We start from the raw sequence: 15,553 nt of genomic DNA on the forward strand, positions 1-15,553 counted from the left end.
CAAGGCCCAACGTCCAGGGTGACGGTCTGAGCGTGAAGCTACCTTGAGCATTGGACCTTGGACCTTGAACTGTTACTTTTGCCTTATGCCAGCACCCAATCAAGCAAATATTGAATCGGCGAAGACGATTTTGCGCGCTTACCTCGAAAACAAGGGGCTACGCAAGACGCCGGAACGCTTTGCCATTCTGGAAGAGATTTATAACCGCGAAGACCATTTCGACGTCGACGAGCTGTATGTCTCGATGAAAAACAAGAACTACAGCGTCAGCCGGGCAACGGTTTATAATACCCTTGACGTCCTGGTCGACTGCGATCTGGTGACGAAGCATCAGTTTGGTAAGAACCTGGCCCAATACGAGAAATCGTATGGCTACCGGCAGCACGACCACCTGATCTGTACGGATTGCCACAAGGTGATGGAGTTTTGCGACCCCCGCGTGCAGAACATCCAGAATATGGTGGGCGATATGCTCAAGTTCGATGTCATGCATCACTCGCTGATCTTCTACGGCGCCTGCCGCCGCGACCCCTGCGAAAACCGCGACGAAGCCGCCCGCAACAAAGACCGGCAGGGCGAACCCGCCACGCAGGCCGAGGTTTGATAATTCACGAAGCCACTCTATCTGATGAATGCCTACGTTGACCTTGTCGATTTTATGGTAGCTGGTATGACTCCGGAACAAATCCTGGCGTTTAAACCATCAGAAGCGGCTCAAAACCGCGTCAGTGAACTGCTACGGCTCTCCAGCAGCGGGCAGCTTTCTCCAGATGAGCGGGCAGAGCTCAATCATCATATGGAGGTAGAGAGCATCATCCGGCTGGCTAAAGCCAAAGCAAAAAAGCATGTCGAGAATCGGTGATTATATCTCGGCGAATACCCGGAAATTTGTCGCCGAACGAGCCAATTACCAGTGTGAGTACTGCTTACTGCCAGACGACAAAGACCTGAGTTATTATTCGCATCATATCGATCACATCCGATCAATCAAGCATCGAGGTACAAACTCAGTCGACAATCTGGCCTATGCCTGCATGTATTGTAACGCAGCGAAAGGGGCTGATATCGGAACAATCCACGATCCGACGGATGAGTTTGTCTATTTCTACAATCCCCGAACGGATTCATGGGATGATCATTTCGCAGTACGCGATTTTGTTATTGAGCCGCTTACCCCAACGGGTTGGGTAACGGCGATAATGTTACAGTTCAACACGCCTGAGCGGATCGAAACGCGCAGGCTGATTTTTTGATAAACAATGATAGACGTTTTGTTAGGCCTCCAGTGGGGCGACGAGGGTAAGGGTAAGATCGTGGACGTTCTGGCGCCACAGTATCAGGTGGTCGCGCGCTTTCAGGGCGGTCCCAACGCTGGGCACACGCTCGAATTCGACGGTATCAAGCACGTGCTGCACCAGATTCCGTCTGGTATTTTCCGGGCTGAAGCGCTCAATATTATCGGGAACGGGGTCGTGCTCGACCCGATTGTGTTCCGGAAGGAAATCGACGGGCTGGCGAAGTTCAACCTGGCCCTCACCCAGAACCTGATCATCTCGAAAAAGGCGTCGATCATCATTCCCACGCACCGGTTACTCGATGCGGCTTATGAACAGGCCAAGGGCGCGGCCAAGATTGGCTCGACGCTGCGCGGCATCGGCCCCACCTATCAGGACAAAGTAGCCCGGCTGGGGCTGCGCGTTGGCGATGTGCTGTCGCCCAATTTCCGGCAGAAGTATGATACGCTGGTAGCCGCCCACAAAACCATTCTGGACCGGTACGATTTCGATTACGCGTCGGTACTGCCCACCGCCGAAACAGACTTTTTCTCGGCCGTCGAGTTCCTGAAAACCTTTACGCTGACGGATAGCGAATACGAAGTCAATCAGGCTCTCCAGAACGGACAGAAAGTGCTGGCTGAAGGAGCGCAGGGTTCGCTGCTCGACATCGACTTTGGCTCGTATCCGTTCGTAACCTCGTCGAATACCATGACGGCCGGTGCCTGCACGGGTCTCGGCGTGGCACCCCGCCAAATCGGCGAAGTGTTCGGTATTTTCAAAGCCTACTGCACCCGCGTGGGTAGCGGCCCCTTCCCCACCGAACTAAACGACGAAACCGGCGAACGGATGCGGCAGGAAGGGCGTGAATTTGGCGCAACGACGGGTCGCCCGCGTCGGTGTGGCTGGCTCGATCTGCCTGCTCTGAAATACGCGATCATGCTGAATGGCGTTACGCAACTGGTGATGATGAAGGTAGACGTGCTCAATATCTTCGACACGATCCGCGTCTGCACGCATTACCAATTGCCCGACGGCACGCTGACCGAAAAACTGCCTTATGATCTCTGCGACACCGAGGTGACGCCTATTTACAAGGACTTCCCCGGCTGGCAGACTTCGCTCGATGGCATCCACACGTTCGACGCCATGCCTGCCGAACTGGCTGGGTACGTTAACTACCTCGAAAACGAACTGAATCTGCCCATTGCCTTCGTGTCGACGGGTCCCGACCGCGAAGCACTGGTACATCGGGAAGCGGTAGGTGTGTAAACGCCTCACTTAATCAGCATAAAGCGGGTTGGTAATTGGAGCGGTCTTCAGTTATCAACCCGCTTTTGTTTCGCTACCTTGTTGATTAACAAACCGCCAGGTACGTCGTTTTTGAGCTTATGCCAGCAGCCATACCGGTTTACAACCTCCGCTCCTTTCCTCACCATAAATCCAGTGAGCTCTTTTACATGACGCCGCTGGAAAAACTGGTTAGTGAGTTTAAAAACATCGATCAGTCGCATTCCCATACCTTTTATCTGGTCATGTGGATCAATCAGGGCGGAGGTACGCATACCATCGATTTTAAAACGTACCCAATCCGGCCCCATCAGCTTTATTTTTTAACACCGGGGCAGGTGCATAGCTGGCAACTAGACACCAACACAACCGGGTTTAATCTGTTTTTCGAGCCTAACTTTTTTCGCTCGCAATGGGGCAACCGGCTGCACCAGTACCCTTTTTATCACTCCCATCAGCACCTGCCCCTGTTGGAAGTAACCCAGCAGGCGACCCGATTCAATACGCTGTTTTCGTATGCTTATGGGGAGTATAGCGAGCAGCAACCCCATCGGGCCGACGTTTTTCTGTCGTTTCTGCATATCATTCTCGAATCGGCAAACCGGCTCTACGGCCAGCAGATACCCGGCACTGATTCGCATTATTACGATCGAATCCGCCAATTTGAAGAGTTGCTGGAAAAGCAGTTTGTGCAGGTACGTACCATCGGCGCCTACGCGGATCAGATGGGCGTTACCCCTAACCACCTGAATCACATCTGCCAGAAAATGCTGGGCAAAAAGGCCAGTCAGCTATTGCATGAGCGCATCCTGATCGAAGCGCAACGCTTGCTGACCCACACGACCCAATCTGTGCAGGAGATTGGATTTCAACTTGGCTTCGAGGACCCATCGTATTTCGTTCGGTTTTTCAGGAAATACGCAGGCTGCACACCGGCTGAATTCCGGCATCAACAAGCCGCTATCGGACATCGTTGATTTGTACCATAGCTGCCTTTGTTTCTACTGGTATCGCCCTCACGCCAACGCTAGTTTTGTCCCATCAACAACGGCCGATCGATACGGATCGAGCCGCCTGCTTGGTCACTAAAAATATACAGCTATGGCTTCCGACAGTCGATTTTACAGCGTCGTGTTTAACAAATGTCCCCGGTGCCACGAGGGCGATTTCTTCGTGGAAAAAAGCGCGTTCAGCCGACACTTCGACGACATGCATAGCCACTGCCCGAATTGCGGTGAAAACTACATGCCCGAACCCGGCTTTTACTGGGCCTCGATGTTTATCAGCTACGCCTTCTTTACGGCCTGGACGTTGATCACGTTTTTCATCGCCGTCGTCTGGCTGAAGGTCGATTTGACTTATTACTTAATCGGGCTGGTGCCTACGCTTGTTCTGCTGACTCCGTATTTTTTCAGAATGGCCCGCCGAAGCTGGCTGACCATCTTTGTCAGCCCAAAAATCAAACAGGTTTCACTTTAGTAAAACCCGTTCGTAAGGCGTTCAGGAAAGAAGCGGACTCGTCAAGCTGATCAATCCCTGAGTTGCTGAGCCTAAAAGGCGAATTTGAGGGTCTGGGTACGTTGCATGCGCGCCAATCCGCTACATTTGGCGATTCACAAGCGATACCCATGCGAGAAAACGCAACCAAAACGAAATTGCTCAATGGCCAGGCGGTGCTTGGCGTTATTTCCAACAGCGCAGACCCAACCATCGCCGAAATCTGTGGCTTTTCGGGCCTGGATTACTACCTGATCGACGGCGAACACAGCACGATCACGACGGCACAGGTGCAGGATATTGTGCGGGCCTGCGAAGTCAGCGGTATTACGCCGCTGGCCCGGATCCGCAGCAACGATCCCAAACTGGTGCTACAGTACCTCGACGCCGGCGTGATGGGTATCGTGATGCCGGGCGTTAAAACCGCCGATGATCTGGATGCGCTAATTGCGGCGGTCAAATACCCTCCGTTTGGCCAACGTAATCTGGGTCCGGTGCGGGTTGCCGAGTACTTGCAGGGCAGTATCAGTCAGGGGGAATATGTGCAGTACGCCAACGAACAGACGCTGGTGATGCCCCAACTGGAAGATGCAGAAGCCGTAGCCAACCTCGACGAACTCCTGACCGTTGAGGGCGTCGATGGGTTTGTGATCAGTCCCCGCGATTTGGCCATGAGCATGGGCTATTACGACGGCCCCGGCCACGACGAAGTAAAAAAAACCATCGCGGGCGTTGTGGAGAAGATCAAAGCCGCAGGGAAAATAGTGGGCACCACGGCCGCCAATGGCGATCAGGCCAAAGCGCTTATCGACCGGGGCGTCTTGTTCTGCCTCAATTCGGTAGCGGGCATGCTCAAAAACGCGACGAACGAATTTTTGAAGAAGTAACCGCTGGATAGCACCGCAGCGGCGAACCGTGCGGATGATGCGGATTTTGGGGATGACCGCGAATCGGTAAGAACGCTATCTATAGAGTCATCAATCCGCGGTCATCCCCAAAATCCGCGTCATCCGCGTGCCTTCAACACTGTTGGTTGTTCGTCTAGCTAAAAAACCTTACTTTTGCGGTTCAAAATTCGAACCGACAATTAACGATATACTACAATGGGAGTTACCAAACTACTTCGGAAAGGCCGTAAGAACCGTGCCCGTTCTAACAACGCCACGGAAGCCATCAAGCAATTGCTGCGCAAGCCGATCATCAAAAACGTTGATGTAGAAGCAATCAAAGCCTCTTTTGCTGAGAAAAAGGCCGCTGCCTAAGCCGATTATATCAGTGCGTTAAGTAGCCCCGTTGCCCCTCGGCGACGGGGCTTTTTTGTACTTCTTAAAATCCTTGCGTTGCCGCTTCAGCTCCTGCCGGATCAGTTGGCGGGTGTCGAGCATCACGCGGAACCGGATGGCCGAGCCAAAAATCGAAATTCCGCCGTTGACCAGAATCAGGCTGTAGGTGCCTTTCAGAAACCAGCGCATAAACGGCGCGCCCGCCTGCATTTCGTAGCCTGCGCCCACCAGCACGCATAACCCTGCCCCGATCAGCAAAAGACCTACCGGGGCCAGAATGAGCCATTTGGTACGGGCACTCATGCGTTTCACCAATCGTTGGCCAGGAGGCTTTGCTGGATTTGCCATAGCGAACAGTTCAGGTAGTGTTATGGTAGTATTAACTCGTTACTATATCAGGTGTTTAGCGTCGTTTCCCTCATTTACCATACCAGCCTGTCCATTCGCCCAGAAACCCTAACCCGTAGGCTGATAGCTGCGTAAACGAGGCTGCCACGCTCAGCAACCCCACGCGCAGGCTGCGCTCCTGTCGGGCGGCATCGGCCAGTACCAAACCCGCAAACAGTCCGTAGGCACACAGCCCCAACAGAGCCACCGGGGGCCACAGTAGTGCTAACAGCGGTAAACTTAGCCAGCCGAGCGTAAATACCACCGGAAACAGGTGCACGATTTTGATGGGAATGCCATATTGGCGCTTCAGTTGCACCCGCGTACGTCCAAACTGAGTGATCTGCCGGAAAAAAGCGCCCAACGTACCCCGCCGTTTGTGGTACACAAAAGCGTCGGGGATAAGGCCCACGCGGTAGCCAAGCCGGAGCAGGCGGGTGCTCAGTTCCATATCTTCGCCCATGTCGCGTTTGGCAAATCCGCCCGTTTCAGCAAATACCCGCCGCGACAAACCCATGTTGAACGAACGGGGCACAAACGTACCGCCTGCATTCTGTGTTTTGCCGCGAATACCGCCCGTGGTGAACACAGACGTCATGGCGTAGCTGATGGCTTTCTGCGTGGCCGAAAAGTCCGGGCTCGCCGCGTCGGGGCCACCATACGCATCGAGCGGGGTATGTTCCAGGTACGTTGCCACAGCCGCAAAATAGCCGGGCGGGATCACGGCGTCGGAGTCGAACACAACAAAGTAATCGCCCTTGGCTCGCTCGAATCCATAATTTCGCGAGAAGCCCTGCCCCGTGTTGGGCTTCTCGAAGTAACGTACCTGAAGCCGGTCCTGATAGGCCGCTACTACCTGATCAGCCTTCACCGTCGACCCGTCTTCTACCACCAGCACCTCGAACGTAGACACGGTTTGCCTGGTCAGGCTGTCCAGCAGGTCAGCCAGTTCGTCGGGGCGGTTATAGACAGGGATAACGACGGAGAAAAACATGGAGTGTTAGGCGTAACGAACGATAAATGATAAACAAGGGGTAATTAGTGAGTTGACGCCAGTAAAGCCCTTCACTGATCACCCCTTGTTTATCATTTATCGTTCATTACTTCCTTGAGGCTTTCTTCATTCGCCTGAATCACCTGCTGAACCAGGTCGTCGGTGAGGGCGGTGGAGACGAACAGGCTTTCGTACTGCGCCGGGGCCAGGTACACGCCGCGTTCGAGCATGGCGTGAAAATACCGACCAAAGCGGGGAATATCGGATGTTTTGGCTGAGGTCAGGTCGGTAACGGGCTTATCGGTCATGAAGAGCGTGAACATCGACCCAATCTGATTGACGGTGTAGTTCAGCCCCAGCTTGGCCGCGCTGGCCCGGAAGCCGTCGCCCAGCCGTTTCCCGATGGTGTCGAGGCGTTCGTATATCTCGGGGTGATCGTTGAGATAATGCAACATGGCCAGCCCCGCCGACATCGCAATGGGGTTACCCGACAACGTACCGGCCTGATAAACCGGCCCGGCGGGCGATACCATGTTCATGATATCGGTGCGGCCACCGTAGGCCCCAACGGGCATGCCACCACCAATGATTTTACCCATCGTGGTCAGGTCAGGCGTAATGCCGAACCGTTCCTGCGCGCCGCCTTTCGCCAGCCGGAAACCTGTCATGACCTCATCGAAGATGAGTACGATACCGTGCTTAGTGCAGAGGTCGCGGATACCCTGCAAAAAGCCGGGTTCCGGCAACACACAGCCCATATTCCCTACCACCGGTTCCAGAATGAGGCAGGCGATCTGGTTGGGGTTGGCGTCGATGAGCGTTTCTACGGACGCCAGGTTGTTGTAGGGTGCCGTGAGCGTATCGTGGGCGGTGGCTTTCGTCACGCCGGGGCTATCGGGGGTACCCATCGTCATGGCGCCGCTGCCCGCCGCAATCAGGAACGAGTCGCCGTGGCCGTGGTAGCAGCCTTCAAACTTGATAATCTTGTCGCGCCCCGTAAAGCCGCGCGCTACCCGGATCGCGGCCATGGTGGCTTCGGTACCCGAGTTGACCATCCGCACCTTCTCGACCGACGGCACCATGCTGACAATCAGCTCGGCCATTTCGACCTCTTTGCGGGTGGGGGCACCAAACGAAAATGAATGCTGAATGGCATCGCGTACAGCCTGTTCGACTGGCTCAAACGCGTGGCCCAGAATCATCGGTCCCCACGAGTTGATCAGCTCGATGTATTGGCGATTGTCTTCATCGGTCAGGTACGCGCCCTTGGCCGATTTAATAAACAGCGGTGTACCGCCCACCGCCCGAAACGCCCGGACAGGTGAATTGACCCCACCGGGGATCAATGTTTTGGCTTTTTCGAAAAGTTGTTCGCTCGTCATAAAGTGAATGAGCGAATGAGCGCATGGGTGAATGGCTTTACGCAATTATTCACTCAGGCGCTCATTCACTAATTAATTTTCACAAACCGGGTACCGTCGAATTTCACGATCGGGACCACCTGATTGTCATTTGATCGGGTGTAATCGAACCCCGACAGCACGTAGTCGTTGTCGGGCTCTGTTTGCAGATTGCTCCGGTTTTTCAATGCATTCTTTGCCAGTTGCCGCCCGAAAAACAGCAGCATATCATAGCCCCAGGCAGAAAAAACCGACGGAATGATGTTTCGACGGCTCAGGTACGTTTCCTGGAAACTCTCGGTAGCCTCCCGGCTCATATCCATAAACTCAGGCGCTACCAGATATAAATCCCGCCGGGTGAACGTCGACAGCGAATTGCGGAAATAATCGAACGCCGGGTACGTGGCAATAAGCGGCCCCGTCACCCCCCGACTGCTCAGGGCGCTCAACATGCGCGGGCCGTCGTCGTCGTTGCTTGAGGCAAAAAACACATGCCCCGGCCGATTGAGGTCGTTGATCCGCATGGCGGCGGCCATGTCGGTGCCGTTACCCGTCAGCTTCCGAAAATCGACCACCTGGAATCCCTGCGCTTTCAGTTCGGTCTGATAGGCCGAGGCCAGCAACGAGTCTTTACGGGCCGCCCCGAAATACACCGCCGCCCGGCGATTCTCGTTCAGGTCTTTCACAAAACGCACTGTCTCGATAGCCTGCTGCACAGTCGACGGTTGGGCCAGATAGGCGTTAGGCAGGTTGGCAATCAGGTCACGGCTGGTGGCGATGGGGTTCACCAACGGGATGTTATTCTGCACGGCAAACGCCGACACCAGCTTGTTTGGCTCGGCATAGATGGGGCCAATCAGCAGGTCATTCTGCGCGAAGGAAGCGTTATTAAGCAGTTCGAGCGTTTCGTCGGTATCGTTATCGCTGTCGTAGGCAAACAGGTTGACCGTGATGCCCTCGGCCAGCAGTTTACTCTTGGCGAGCTTCATGCCTTCATACAGGTCATACACGTACTGATTGGACCGAACCCGATCACCCACCCCCAACCGGTCAACGCGAAACGGGAACAAAACCCCGACGTTGTAGTAGCCTTTATTCTTGGGGCGGGCCGCCGTGGTGGGTGCCGGCGTGGTGGCAGGGGCGGCAGCAGGCGCGGTTGACCGGCTCGGGGCGGGCGTCGCCAACGGAATACCAAACCGATTCGACAGCCGATCCGACAGTTCGAGATCCGACTTTTCCGACGACGTGCGCTGGATCAGCTCAACCAGCGTAAGGGCCAGCGTTCGATCATTCGGGTACTGCTTTTGTAGTGCTTTAAGCCGGTTCAGGTCGCCGATACGGGGCAGAAAGAAGGCCTCCATCCGATCGACTTCCCGGCGCAGATCCGGATCGCTGATGAGATTGGTATACGAAAAGGCTTCGTCGAACAGGCTCTGCTCGAACGCCGCTGATGCCGCGAGATAATAAGCCTCTTCTTTTTTGAGCCAGTTCGGGTATTTGTCGATCAGCTGTTTCAGCGTAGCCCGAGCGGCTTCATATCGTTTCTGCCTGATCGAGGCAACAGCGTGGTAGTAATAGGCAAACGGGGCGAAGCTACCGTCGCGCTGCATCACCACTTGCAGGTCGGAACGGGCCCGGTCATACTCCCCCAGTTGCACCGCTTTTACACCCGCCCGGTAGCGCCGCTCCGTATCTTTCTGGGCAAACCCCATCAACGGCAGCCATACAGCCAGGCACACGATCAAAAAACAAACTTGTTGTTTACGCATTGCTACTACCATTTACTATGTGAAAAAGCAACGCCTCATGGCGTTGCTTTTTGAATGAACCGCAACGGCGGACCGTAATGTATGATGTACAATGCACAATGATCTGCTCGTATGAAGTCATTGTACATCGTACATTATGCATCGTTCATTACTTCTTCGCTTTCTTCTTCGCGGCTTCGGCCTGCTTGCGCGCATCTTCAGCGGCGGCGAGTTGCTTTTGCAGCATCTCCTGAAACTTCGATTTCTTGCCGCCACCGGCCGCAATTTTCTGCCGGTTTTCGTCGAGCAATACCCTAATCTTTCCTTCATCGACGAAGTTGCGAATCAGCAATTGCTGAGCGATCGTCACCACGTTTGAGACGAAGTAATACCAGGTCAGGCCGGCCGGGAAGGAATTCAGCACGAACATGAACATGAGCGGGAAAATATAGCTCAGCGCTTTCATGTTTACCGGACCGGGCTGCTGCGGCGTGGTCTGGTTGTTGTAATAGGCATAAGCGATGCTCGACGCGGTCATCATCACCGTGAACAGGCTGATGTGGTTACCCACAAACGGAATGTTCGTACCGAGATTGATGAATGCATCGTAGGTCGAGAGGTCAGGCGCCCACAAGAAGGCTTTCTGCCGCAGTTCGATCAGGTTCGGAAACAGCTGGAACAGGGCCAGCAGAATCGGCATGGTCGCCAGCACCGGAATACAGCCACTCAGGGGCGATACACCGACTTCGGAGTAAAGCTTCATCTGCTCCTGCTGCTGCTTGGTCATGTCGTCGCCAACGCGCGCTTTGATCTCCTCGATTTCAGGAGCCAGCACCCGCATCTTGGCCATGCTGACATACGATTTGTAGGTCAGGGGCGTCAGCAGCAATTTCACGAAGATCACCAGGCAGACGATCAGGATACCGTAGTTACCGATAAACTTCTCGAAGAAGTTGAACATCGGCACGAAGAAATATTTGTTGATCGGCTTCAGAATCGAGTAGCCCAGATACACGTTCCGGTCGAATTCCGGCGCGATGCCTTCTTTGATGAGTTGGAAATCGTTGGGGCCGTAATAATACCGGAACGATCCTTTGCCACCCTTGATGTCGGCCAGCGGCATGCTTACGTCGGCCAGCGCCGTTTTCACCGTGCTGCTGTCGGCGGGGTCAACGGTTGTCTGGAATTTGGCCTTCGTCAGCTGACCAGCCTGCGCAATAAACGCCGACAGGAAGTATTTGTGCTTGATGGCAAACCACTTTACAGGCTCTTCGACAACGGCTTCGTTACTGCTTTCATTCTCGGGCAGTTTGTCGAAGTTTTCGTCGGCCGTCAGGTAGTTGATGGTGGCGGCGACCCGGTTATTTTTCAGGTCGTTTTCGTATTGCTGCATGCGGTCTTCCCACAGGAACCGCACATCGCCGTTGCCCAACACGCCATCGAGGCCGTTGGTCTTGAGTGCATAGTCGATAACGTACCCAGCCGCCGGAACGGTGTAGGTTTGCTCAACCGACTGCCCCGGCCCGATTTCGGCGCGGAACGTGATGGCCTGACCTGATGCCGTGCCACTTTGGGTAGCCGTCTGGAAATACAGTTCGTGCAGATCGACCGAGCCCGACTTGGTCGGTAGCACCACCGACGTTTCGCTGGTTTTGGCGTCGATCAGCAGCAGGGGCTTGCCGTCGAAGGTTTTGTATTTTTTCAGCAGTACTTCCTTCACGCGGCCACCCAGGGTGGTGAACGTCACCTTCACCTCCGGGTTTTCGATTACGATATCGCGGGCTTCGCCGTTGGCGGCGGCCGCAAACGCCCCAAACTGGGTGCGGGCCGCTATCGAATCGAGCGGGGCGGTGGCAGCGGCCGTGGCGGCGCTCCCCGACGTCGGCTTGGTGGTTTTGGTTTGTTGCGTCGGCTTCTTCTCCGGCGGCGGCTTCGGCACCAGGTACTGGTAGCCGACAAACATGGCCAGAATTAATAAGAGGCCAATAAGTTGATTACGATCCATTTTTACAGTTTGCAGTCTGCAGTTTACAGTTTGCAGCTCGGCGCTGTGCGCGTTGGGGCGTCAGCAACTGGAAACTGTAAACCATAAACTGTAAACTGAATTTCGCGCAAAATTACGCCAATCGGGTGGGTTAACCAACAACAGCCTCGTTGCCAACGGGCGCTTCAAACGCACGTTTATGCTGGGCGTAGGCCATTGCCGCTTTCACGAACTGAACAAAGAGCGGTTGCGGCGCCATGACCGTACTTTTCAGCTCGGGGTGGAACTGTACACCCACAAACCAGGGGTGCGACGGCAGCTCCACAATCTCGACCAGCCCCGTCTCCGGATTGGTCCCAACGGCCCGCATGCCGCCTTTTTCAAACTGCTCCAGGTAGGCGCTGTTGAACTCGTAGCGGTGGCGGTGGCGCTCGCTGACGGTTGTCTTGCCATAGGCCTGATACGACAGCGACTCTTTCTTGATTTTACAGGCATACGCCCCCAATCGCATGGTTCCGCCCATGTTGACCACCTTCTTCTGGTCTTCCATCATGTTGATGACCGGGTTGGGCGTCTGCGGATTCATCTCGTAGGAGTGCGCTTCGGGCAGACCCAGCACGTTGCGCGCATACTCGATGACGGCGCACTGCATACCGAGGCAAATCCCGAAGAAAGGAACGCCGTTCTCGCGTACGTACCGGATAGCGTTGATTTTGCCTTCGATACCCCGCTCGCCAAAACCGGGTGCCACCAGTACCGCGTCGAGGTCACGCAGGCGTTCTTCTACCGCCCCTTCGTCGGCCAGATGCTCCGACTGAATCCAGTCGATGTGCACCTTGCATTCGTTTTTCGAACCGGCGTGGATAAACGACTCAGCAATCGACTTGTAGGCATCGTGTAGCTCCACGTACTTACCCACCAGCCCGATACGTACCTCATCGACGGGGTTCTTCAACCGTTTCAGGAAGTTCCGCCACTCGTCGAGGTCCGAGTCCTGATCGTTGTAGATGTCGAGCAGATACAACACCCGCTGATCGAGCTTCTCGTTTTTCATCAGCAGCGGTACGTCGTAGATCGTTTCGGCATCCATCGCCTCGATCACCGAGCTAACCTGCACGTTGCAGAACTGCGCGATCTTCCGCCGGATATCGGGCGGCAGGGGATGTTCGGTACGGCAAACCAGAATATCGGGCTGCACGCCCGCCTCCTGCAACATCTTCACCGAGTGTTGCGTGGGTTTGGTTTTCAATTCACCAGCCGAGTTTAGATACGGCACCAGCGTCAGGTGAATCACCAGTGTGTTGTGCTCGCCCAGTTCGAACTTAAACTGCCGAACCGCCTCGATAAACGGCAGCGACTCGATGTCGCCCACGCACCCGCCAATCTCGGTGATGACAATGTCGTACTCACCCGATTCGCCCAGTAGCCGCAGATTCCGCTTGATCTCGTCAGTAATGTGGGGCACCACCTGCACCGTTTTTCCCAGGAAATCGCCTTTGCGTTCGCGGGTGATCACGTTGTAGTAGATACGGCCGGTAGTGATGTTGTTGGCCTGCGACGTCGGTGTGTTCAGGAACCGCTCGTAGTGGCCCAGATCGAGGTCCGTTTCGGCCCCGTCGTCGGTTACATAACATTCGCCGTGTTCGTACGGGTTGAGCGTACCGGGGTCGATGTTGATGTAGGGATCAAATTTCTGAATAGTGACCGAAAGACCGCGTGATTGCAGGAGTTTGGCCAGAGAAGAGGCAATAATGCCTTTCCCGAGTGATGATGTTACCCCGCCAGTAACAAAAATGTATTTCGCGAACTTCGTTGAAGTTTTGGAGCCCGTAGCCGCCATGGTTGACAATCCGTTTGGTCGTTACGGGATGTAAAAGTACGGGAATTTATGCCAAAACCGGTGGGCTATTTTCAGTTTAGGTGCCGACCGTTGGATAGAGCCCTAACCCTGAGCGGGTTTAGGGTTCATAAAAAGTGAATGCCCTCAACCCGTCGTCAACCCGCGGTCCTTACCTTTTTCAACGCTGCCCGATACAGGATCGCTACGGTGGATAGCTTAGTTGCTATTGGGCCGGGGCTTCCTGTTCTTGTGGCCGGAAATAGCCAGTGTCGTATGCCATCCCCTACCCATGCCTTTGAGACGGATCGTGTGTTGTTTGAAGCGCTTCAGGCCGGTAATGCCAGTGCCTACGACTGGTTGTATACGAACCTGTTCCCTTCGTTTCGGTTCTGGGTCACCAACAACAGTGGCACCATCGCCGACGCCGAAGACTCGTTTCAGAAAGGCCTCATTAACTTTATTCTTAACCTTGAATCGGGCCGGTATGAACACCGGCCTACGGCCAAAGTGACAACTGTTCTGTTCGATTATTGCAAAAAAGTGTGGCTCACCGAGCTCGACTCAGCCCGGATGCGCCGCCATGCGGCCATGCCTGCGCAAGTCGATACGCCCGACACTGACGACGCCCTGCTCGAACTGGCCCGCCAGGAAACCGTAGATGCGGTGCGGCAGTCTCTTGGGCAACTTCGGGAAGGCTGCCGCCAGTTGATGCAGTGGTTTTATATCGATGAGTTATCGCTCCGTGAGATCGCCGAACGCTTGAGCATGAAGGAAACCTCGGTGAAGTCGAAGCGCTATGAATGCACCGAACAATTGAAACGTATTTACCAACAAATCGCCCGGCAACGGGGACTCTAATGCCATCGCAAGCCCAATTTGAGCTGATCGAAGCGTACCTGAATCAGGAGCTGTCTCCCACCGACCGCCAATCGTTCGAGCAGGAAATGGCGAGTGACGACGCGTTACAGGCCGACGTGAGCCTACACCGCTCGCTGCGTCTGGGTCTCCACGGCCTGGCCGTGGAGCAGCGCGTCAGGCTGGCCCATGAGCGCTACAAAGCCCGTCCCGAACAACCCGAGTCAGTTGCCGCCGAGCCTACTCCCGTGCTGGCTCCGCGCTGGGGTGCCAACTGGGGCCGTTGGGCCGCCGCGGCCAGTGTGGTGCTGGGCCTGGGTATTGGATTTTATTTCCTGCAACAACCTGCCGAGCCAGCCAGCCTTGCCTACGCCGAGCAAAGCCTTCGCCAGAACGACGAACAGCTCACCAAAAGCCTTCCCGCGCACCTAGCCCCGACCGAACGGCGGCAGTTACTTACGGCCATCGAGGCTTATAAAACCGGGCGGTATGACGCCGTTATCGATCAGTTGGCTATTCCGGCGCAGGACCGCCAAACCGAACCTTACCGCCACTATTTTCTGGGCCTAACGTACCTGGCCAAACAACAACCGGCGGCGGCCATAGCCCCTCTGCAAGAAGCCGTAGGTACGTCGACAGGGGCGTTGCGCCAGAAAGCCGATTGGTTTCTGGCCCTTGCTTATCTCAAGAATGAGCAACCCGAGCTCGCCAGCCCCATCCTGAATCGGATCAGCCTCGACACTGCTCATCCCTACCACACACTGGCCGAACAACTCACGCAGCAACCAGCCGACCAAACGGCCCCTTCCGAAAAATAACGCCTTGATGCTTAGCGCGCTTTCCCGACTCTCCTGATCCATCTACCTGCTCAAGCCTTAGGCAGTAAGCCGACTTTAGGGCTTGCCTGGTAGGCCCTTTCGCTCGCCTTGACCAAGTCTGTCACGAGCTGGCGTTTGCTTCTGTACCTTCCCGAAAAATACTGACTTCCCGGTATGGTGTCG

The 15,553-nt window shown here is 55.1% G+C and carries 16 protein-coding genes; 10 read left to right on the top strand and 6 right to left on the bottom strand.

What is annotated here, in order from left to right; genetic code table 11:
* Positions 1-85 precede the first annotated feature (85 nt).
* From ACAW74_RS26250 to ACAW74_RS26285, 8 genes are all read left to right on the top strand, one after another.
* Entirely contained in the window at positions 86-604 is a 519-nt protein-coding gene (locus tag ACAW74_RS26250; RefSeq protein WP_015333271.1) for a Fur family transcriptional regulator, read from the top strand.
* Positions 605-628: 24 nt separating this feature from the next.
* Positions 629-862, top strand: a complete 234-nt coding sequence (locus ACAW74_RS26255) for a hypothetical protein (protein WP_370701238.1) — start codon at positions 629-631, stop codon at positions 860-862.
* Positions 846-1,253 carry an HNH endonuclease gene (locus tag ACAW74_RS26260; protein ID WP_370701239.1) on the top strand — a complete coding sequence of 136 codons (408 nt, stop codon included), beginning with the start codon at positions 846-848 and terminating at the stop codon, positions 1,251-1,253. The genes ACAW74_RS26255 and ACAW74_RS26260 overlap by 17 nt, the downstream gene beginning before the upstream one ends.
* 6 nt (positions 1,254-1,259) lie before the next feature.
* Positions 1,260-2,546, top strand: coding sequence for an adenylosuccinate synthase (locus tag ACAW74_RS26265; protein WP_370701240.1), 1,287 nt, complete (start codon positions 1,260-1,262; stop codon positions 2,544-2,546).
* A 119-nt stretch (positions 2,547-2,665) separates the two neighbouring features.
* The gene (locus ACAW74_RS26270; RefSeq protein WP_370701241.1) at positions 2,666-3,541 is read left to right on the top strand and encodes a helix-turn-helix domain-containing protein; all 876 of its coding nucleotides are present in this window, start codon (positions 2,666-2,668) and stop codon (positions 3,539-3,541) included.
* 124 nt (positions 3,542-3,665) lie between these two features.
* Complete coding sequence (locus ACAW74_RS26275; protein WP_370701242.1) at positions 3,666-4,043, top strand: DUF983 domain-containing protein; 378 nt, start codon at positions 3,666-3,668, stop codon at positions 4,041-4,043.
* A gap of 149 nt (positions 4,044-4,192) precedes the next feature.
* Positions 4,193-4,948, top strand: coding sequence for an HpcH/HpaI aldolase family protein (locus ACAW74_RS26280; RefSeq protein ID WP_370701243.1), 756 nt, complete (start codon positions 4,193-4,195; stop codon positions 4,946-4,948).
* Positions 4,949-5,164: 216 nt separating this feature from the next.
* The gene (locus ACAW74_RS26285) at positions 5,165-5,323 is read left to right on the top strand and encodes a hypothetical protein (protein WP_015333277.1); all 159 of its coding nucleotides are present in this window, start codon (positions 5,165-5,167) and stop codon (positions 5,321-5,323) included.
* Between the two features lie 18 nt (positions 5,324-5,341).
* Here the strand turns inward: ACAW74_RS26285 and ACAW74_RS26290 are convergent, their stop codons facing one another.
* The 6 genes from ACAW74_RS26290 to pyrG form a co-directional block, all read right to left on the bottom strand.
* Positions 5,342-5,692, bottom strand: a complete 351-nt coding sequence (locus tag ACAW74_RS26290) for a hypothetical protein (RefSeq protein WP_370701244.1) — start codon at positions 5,690-5,692, stop codon at positions 5,342-5,344.
* A 70-nt stretch (positions 5,693-5,762) separates the two neighbouring features.
* Positions 5,763-6,725, bottom strand: a complete 963-nt coding sequence (locus tag ACAW74_RS26295; protein ID WP_370701245.1) for a glycosyltransferase family 2 protein — start codon at positions 6,723-6,725, stop codon at positions 5,763-5,765.
* A 92-nt stretch (positions 6,726-6,817) separates the two neighbouring features.
* Entirely contained in the window at positions 6,818-8,107 is a 1,290-nt protein-coding gene (gene hemL / locus ACAW74_RS26300) for a glutamate-1-semialdehyde 2,1-aminomutase (protein ID WP_370701246.1), read from the bottom strand.
* 68 nt (positions 8,108-8,175) lie between these two features.
* Entirely contained in the window at positions 8,176-9,894 is a 1,719-nt protein-coding gene (locus tag ACAW74_RS26305; protein ID WP_370701247.1) for an ABC transporter substrate-binding protein, read from the bottom strand.
* A gap of 148 nt (positions 9,895-10,042) precedes the next feature.
* The gene (gene yidC, locus ACAW74_RS26310; RefSeq protein WP_370701248.1) at positions 10,043-11,878 is read right to left on the bottom strand and encodes a membrane protein insertase YidC; all 1,836 of its coding nucleotides are present in this window, start codon (positions 11,876-11,878) and stop codon (positions 10,043-10,045) included.
* A 130-nt stretch (positions 11,879-12,008) separates the two neighbouring features.
* Positions 12,009-13,697, bottom strand: coding sequence for a CTP synthase (pyrG, locus tag ACAW74_RS26315; RefSeq protein ID WP_370701317.1), 1,689 nt, complete (start codon positions 13,695-13,697; stop codon positions 12,009-12,011).
* A 273-nt stretch (positions 13,698-13,970) separates the two neighbouring features.
* Between pyrG and ACAW74_RS26320 the strand changes: the two genes are divergently transcribed.
* Both ACAW74_RS26320 and ACAW74_RS26325 read left to right on the top strand, forming a co-directional pair.
* Complete coding sequence (locus ACAW74_RS26320) at positions 13,971-14,555, top strand: RNA polymerase sigma factor (RefSeq protein WP_370701249.1); 585 nt, start codon at positions 13,971-13,973, stop codon at positions 14,553-14,555.
* A complete protein-coding gene (locus ACAW74_RS26325) occupies positions 14,555-15,370 on the top strand; it encodes a hypothetical protein (protein WP_370701250.1) in 816 nt (271 codons plus the stop codon). The genes ACAW74_RS26320 and ACAW74_RS26325 overlap by 1 nt, the downstream gene beginning before the upstream one ends.
* Positions 15,371-15,553: the final 183 nt, after the last annotated feature.

The organism is Fibrella musci, from assembly GCF_041321105.1.
Classification (GTDB): Bacteria; Bacteroidota; Bacteroidia; order Cytophagales; family Spirosomataceae; genus Fibrella; species Fibrella musci.

Bases quoted from the DNA above. Each gene is read 5' to 3' on its own strand.
- ACAW74_RS26250 (WP_015333271.1), top strand. From the start codon at position 86: ATGCCAGCACCCAATCAAGCAAATATTGAATCGGCGAAGACGATTTTG.
- ACAW74_RS26255 (WP_370701238.1), top strand. From the start codon at position 629: ATGAATGCCTACGTTGACCTTGTCGATTTTATGGTAGCTGGTATGACT.
- ACAW74_RS26260 (WP_370701239.1), top strand. From the start codon at position 846: ATGTCGAGAATCGGTGATTATATCTCGGCGAATACCCGGAAATTTGTC.
- ACAW74_RS26265 (WP_370701240.1), top strand. From the start codon at position 1,260: ATGATAGACGTTTTGTTAGGCCTCCAGTGGGGCGACGAGGGTAAGGGT.
- ACAW74_RS26270 (WP_370701241.1), top strand. From the start codon at position 2,666: ATGCCAGCAGCCATACCGGTTTACAACCTCCGCTCCTTTCCTCACCAT.
- ACAW74_RS26275 (WP_370701242.1), top strand. From the start codon at position 3,666: ATGGCTTCCGACAGTCGATTTTACAGCGTCGTGTTTAACAAATGTCCC.
- ACAW74_RS26280 (WP_370701243.1), top strand. From the start codon at position 4,193: ATGCGAGAAAACGCAACCAAAACGAAATTGCTCAATGGCCAGGCGGTG.
- ACAW74_RS26285 (WP_015333277.1), top strand. From the start codon at position 5,165: ATGGGAGTTACCAAACTACTTCGGAAAGGCCGTAAGAACCGTGCCCGT.
- ACAW74_RS26290 (WP_370701244.1), bottom strand. From the start codon at position 5,692: ATGGCAAATCCAGCAAAGCCTCCTGGCCAACGATTGGTGAAACGCATG.
- ACAW74_RS26295 (WP_370701245.1), bottom strand. From the start codon at position 6,725: ATGTTTTTCTCCGTCGTTATCCCTGTCTATAACCGCCCCGACGAACTG.
- hemL (WP_370701246.1), bottom strand. From the start codon at position 8,107: ATGACGAGCGAACAACTTTTCGAAAAAGCCAAAACATTGATCCCCGGT.
- ACAW74_RS26305 (WP_370701247.1), bottom strand. From the start codon at position 9,894: ATGCGTAAACAACAAGTTTGTTTTTTGATCGTGTGCCTGGCTGTATGG.
- yidC (WP_370701248.1), bottom strand. From the start codon at position 11,878: ATGGATCGTAATCAACTTATTGGCCTCTTATTAATTCTGGCCATGTTT.
- pyrG (WP_370701317.1), bottom strand. From the start codon at position 13,697: ATGGCGGCTACGGGCTCCAAAACTTCAACGAAGTTCGCGAAATACATT.
- ACAW74_RS26320 (WP_370701249.1), top strand. From the start codon at position 13,971: ATGCCATCCCCTACCCATGCCTTTGAGACGGATCGTGTGTTGTTTGAA.
- ACAW74_RS26325 (WP_370701250.1), top strand. From the start codon at position 14,555: ATGCCATCGCAAGCCCAATTTGAGCTGATCGAAGCGTACCTGAATCAG.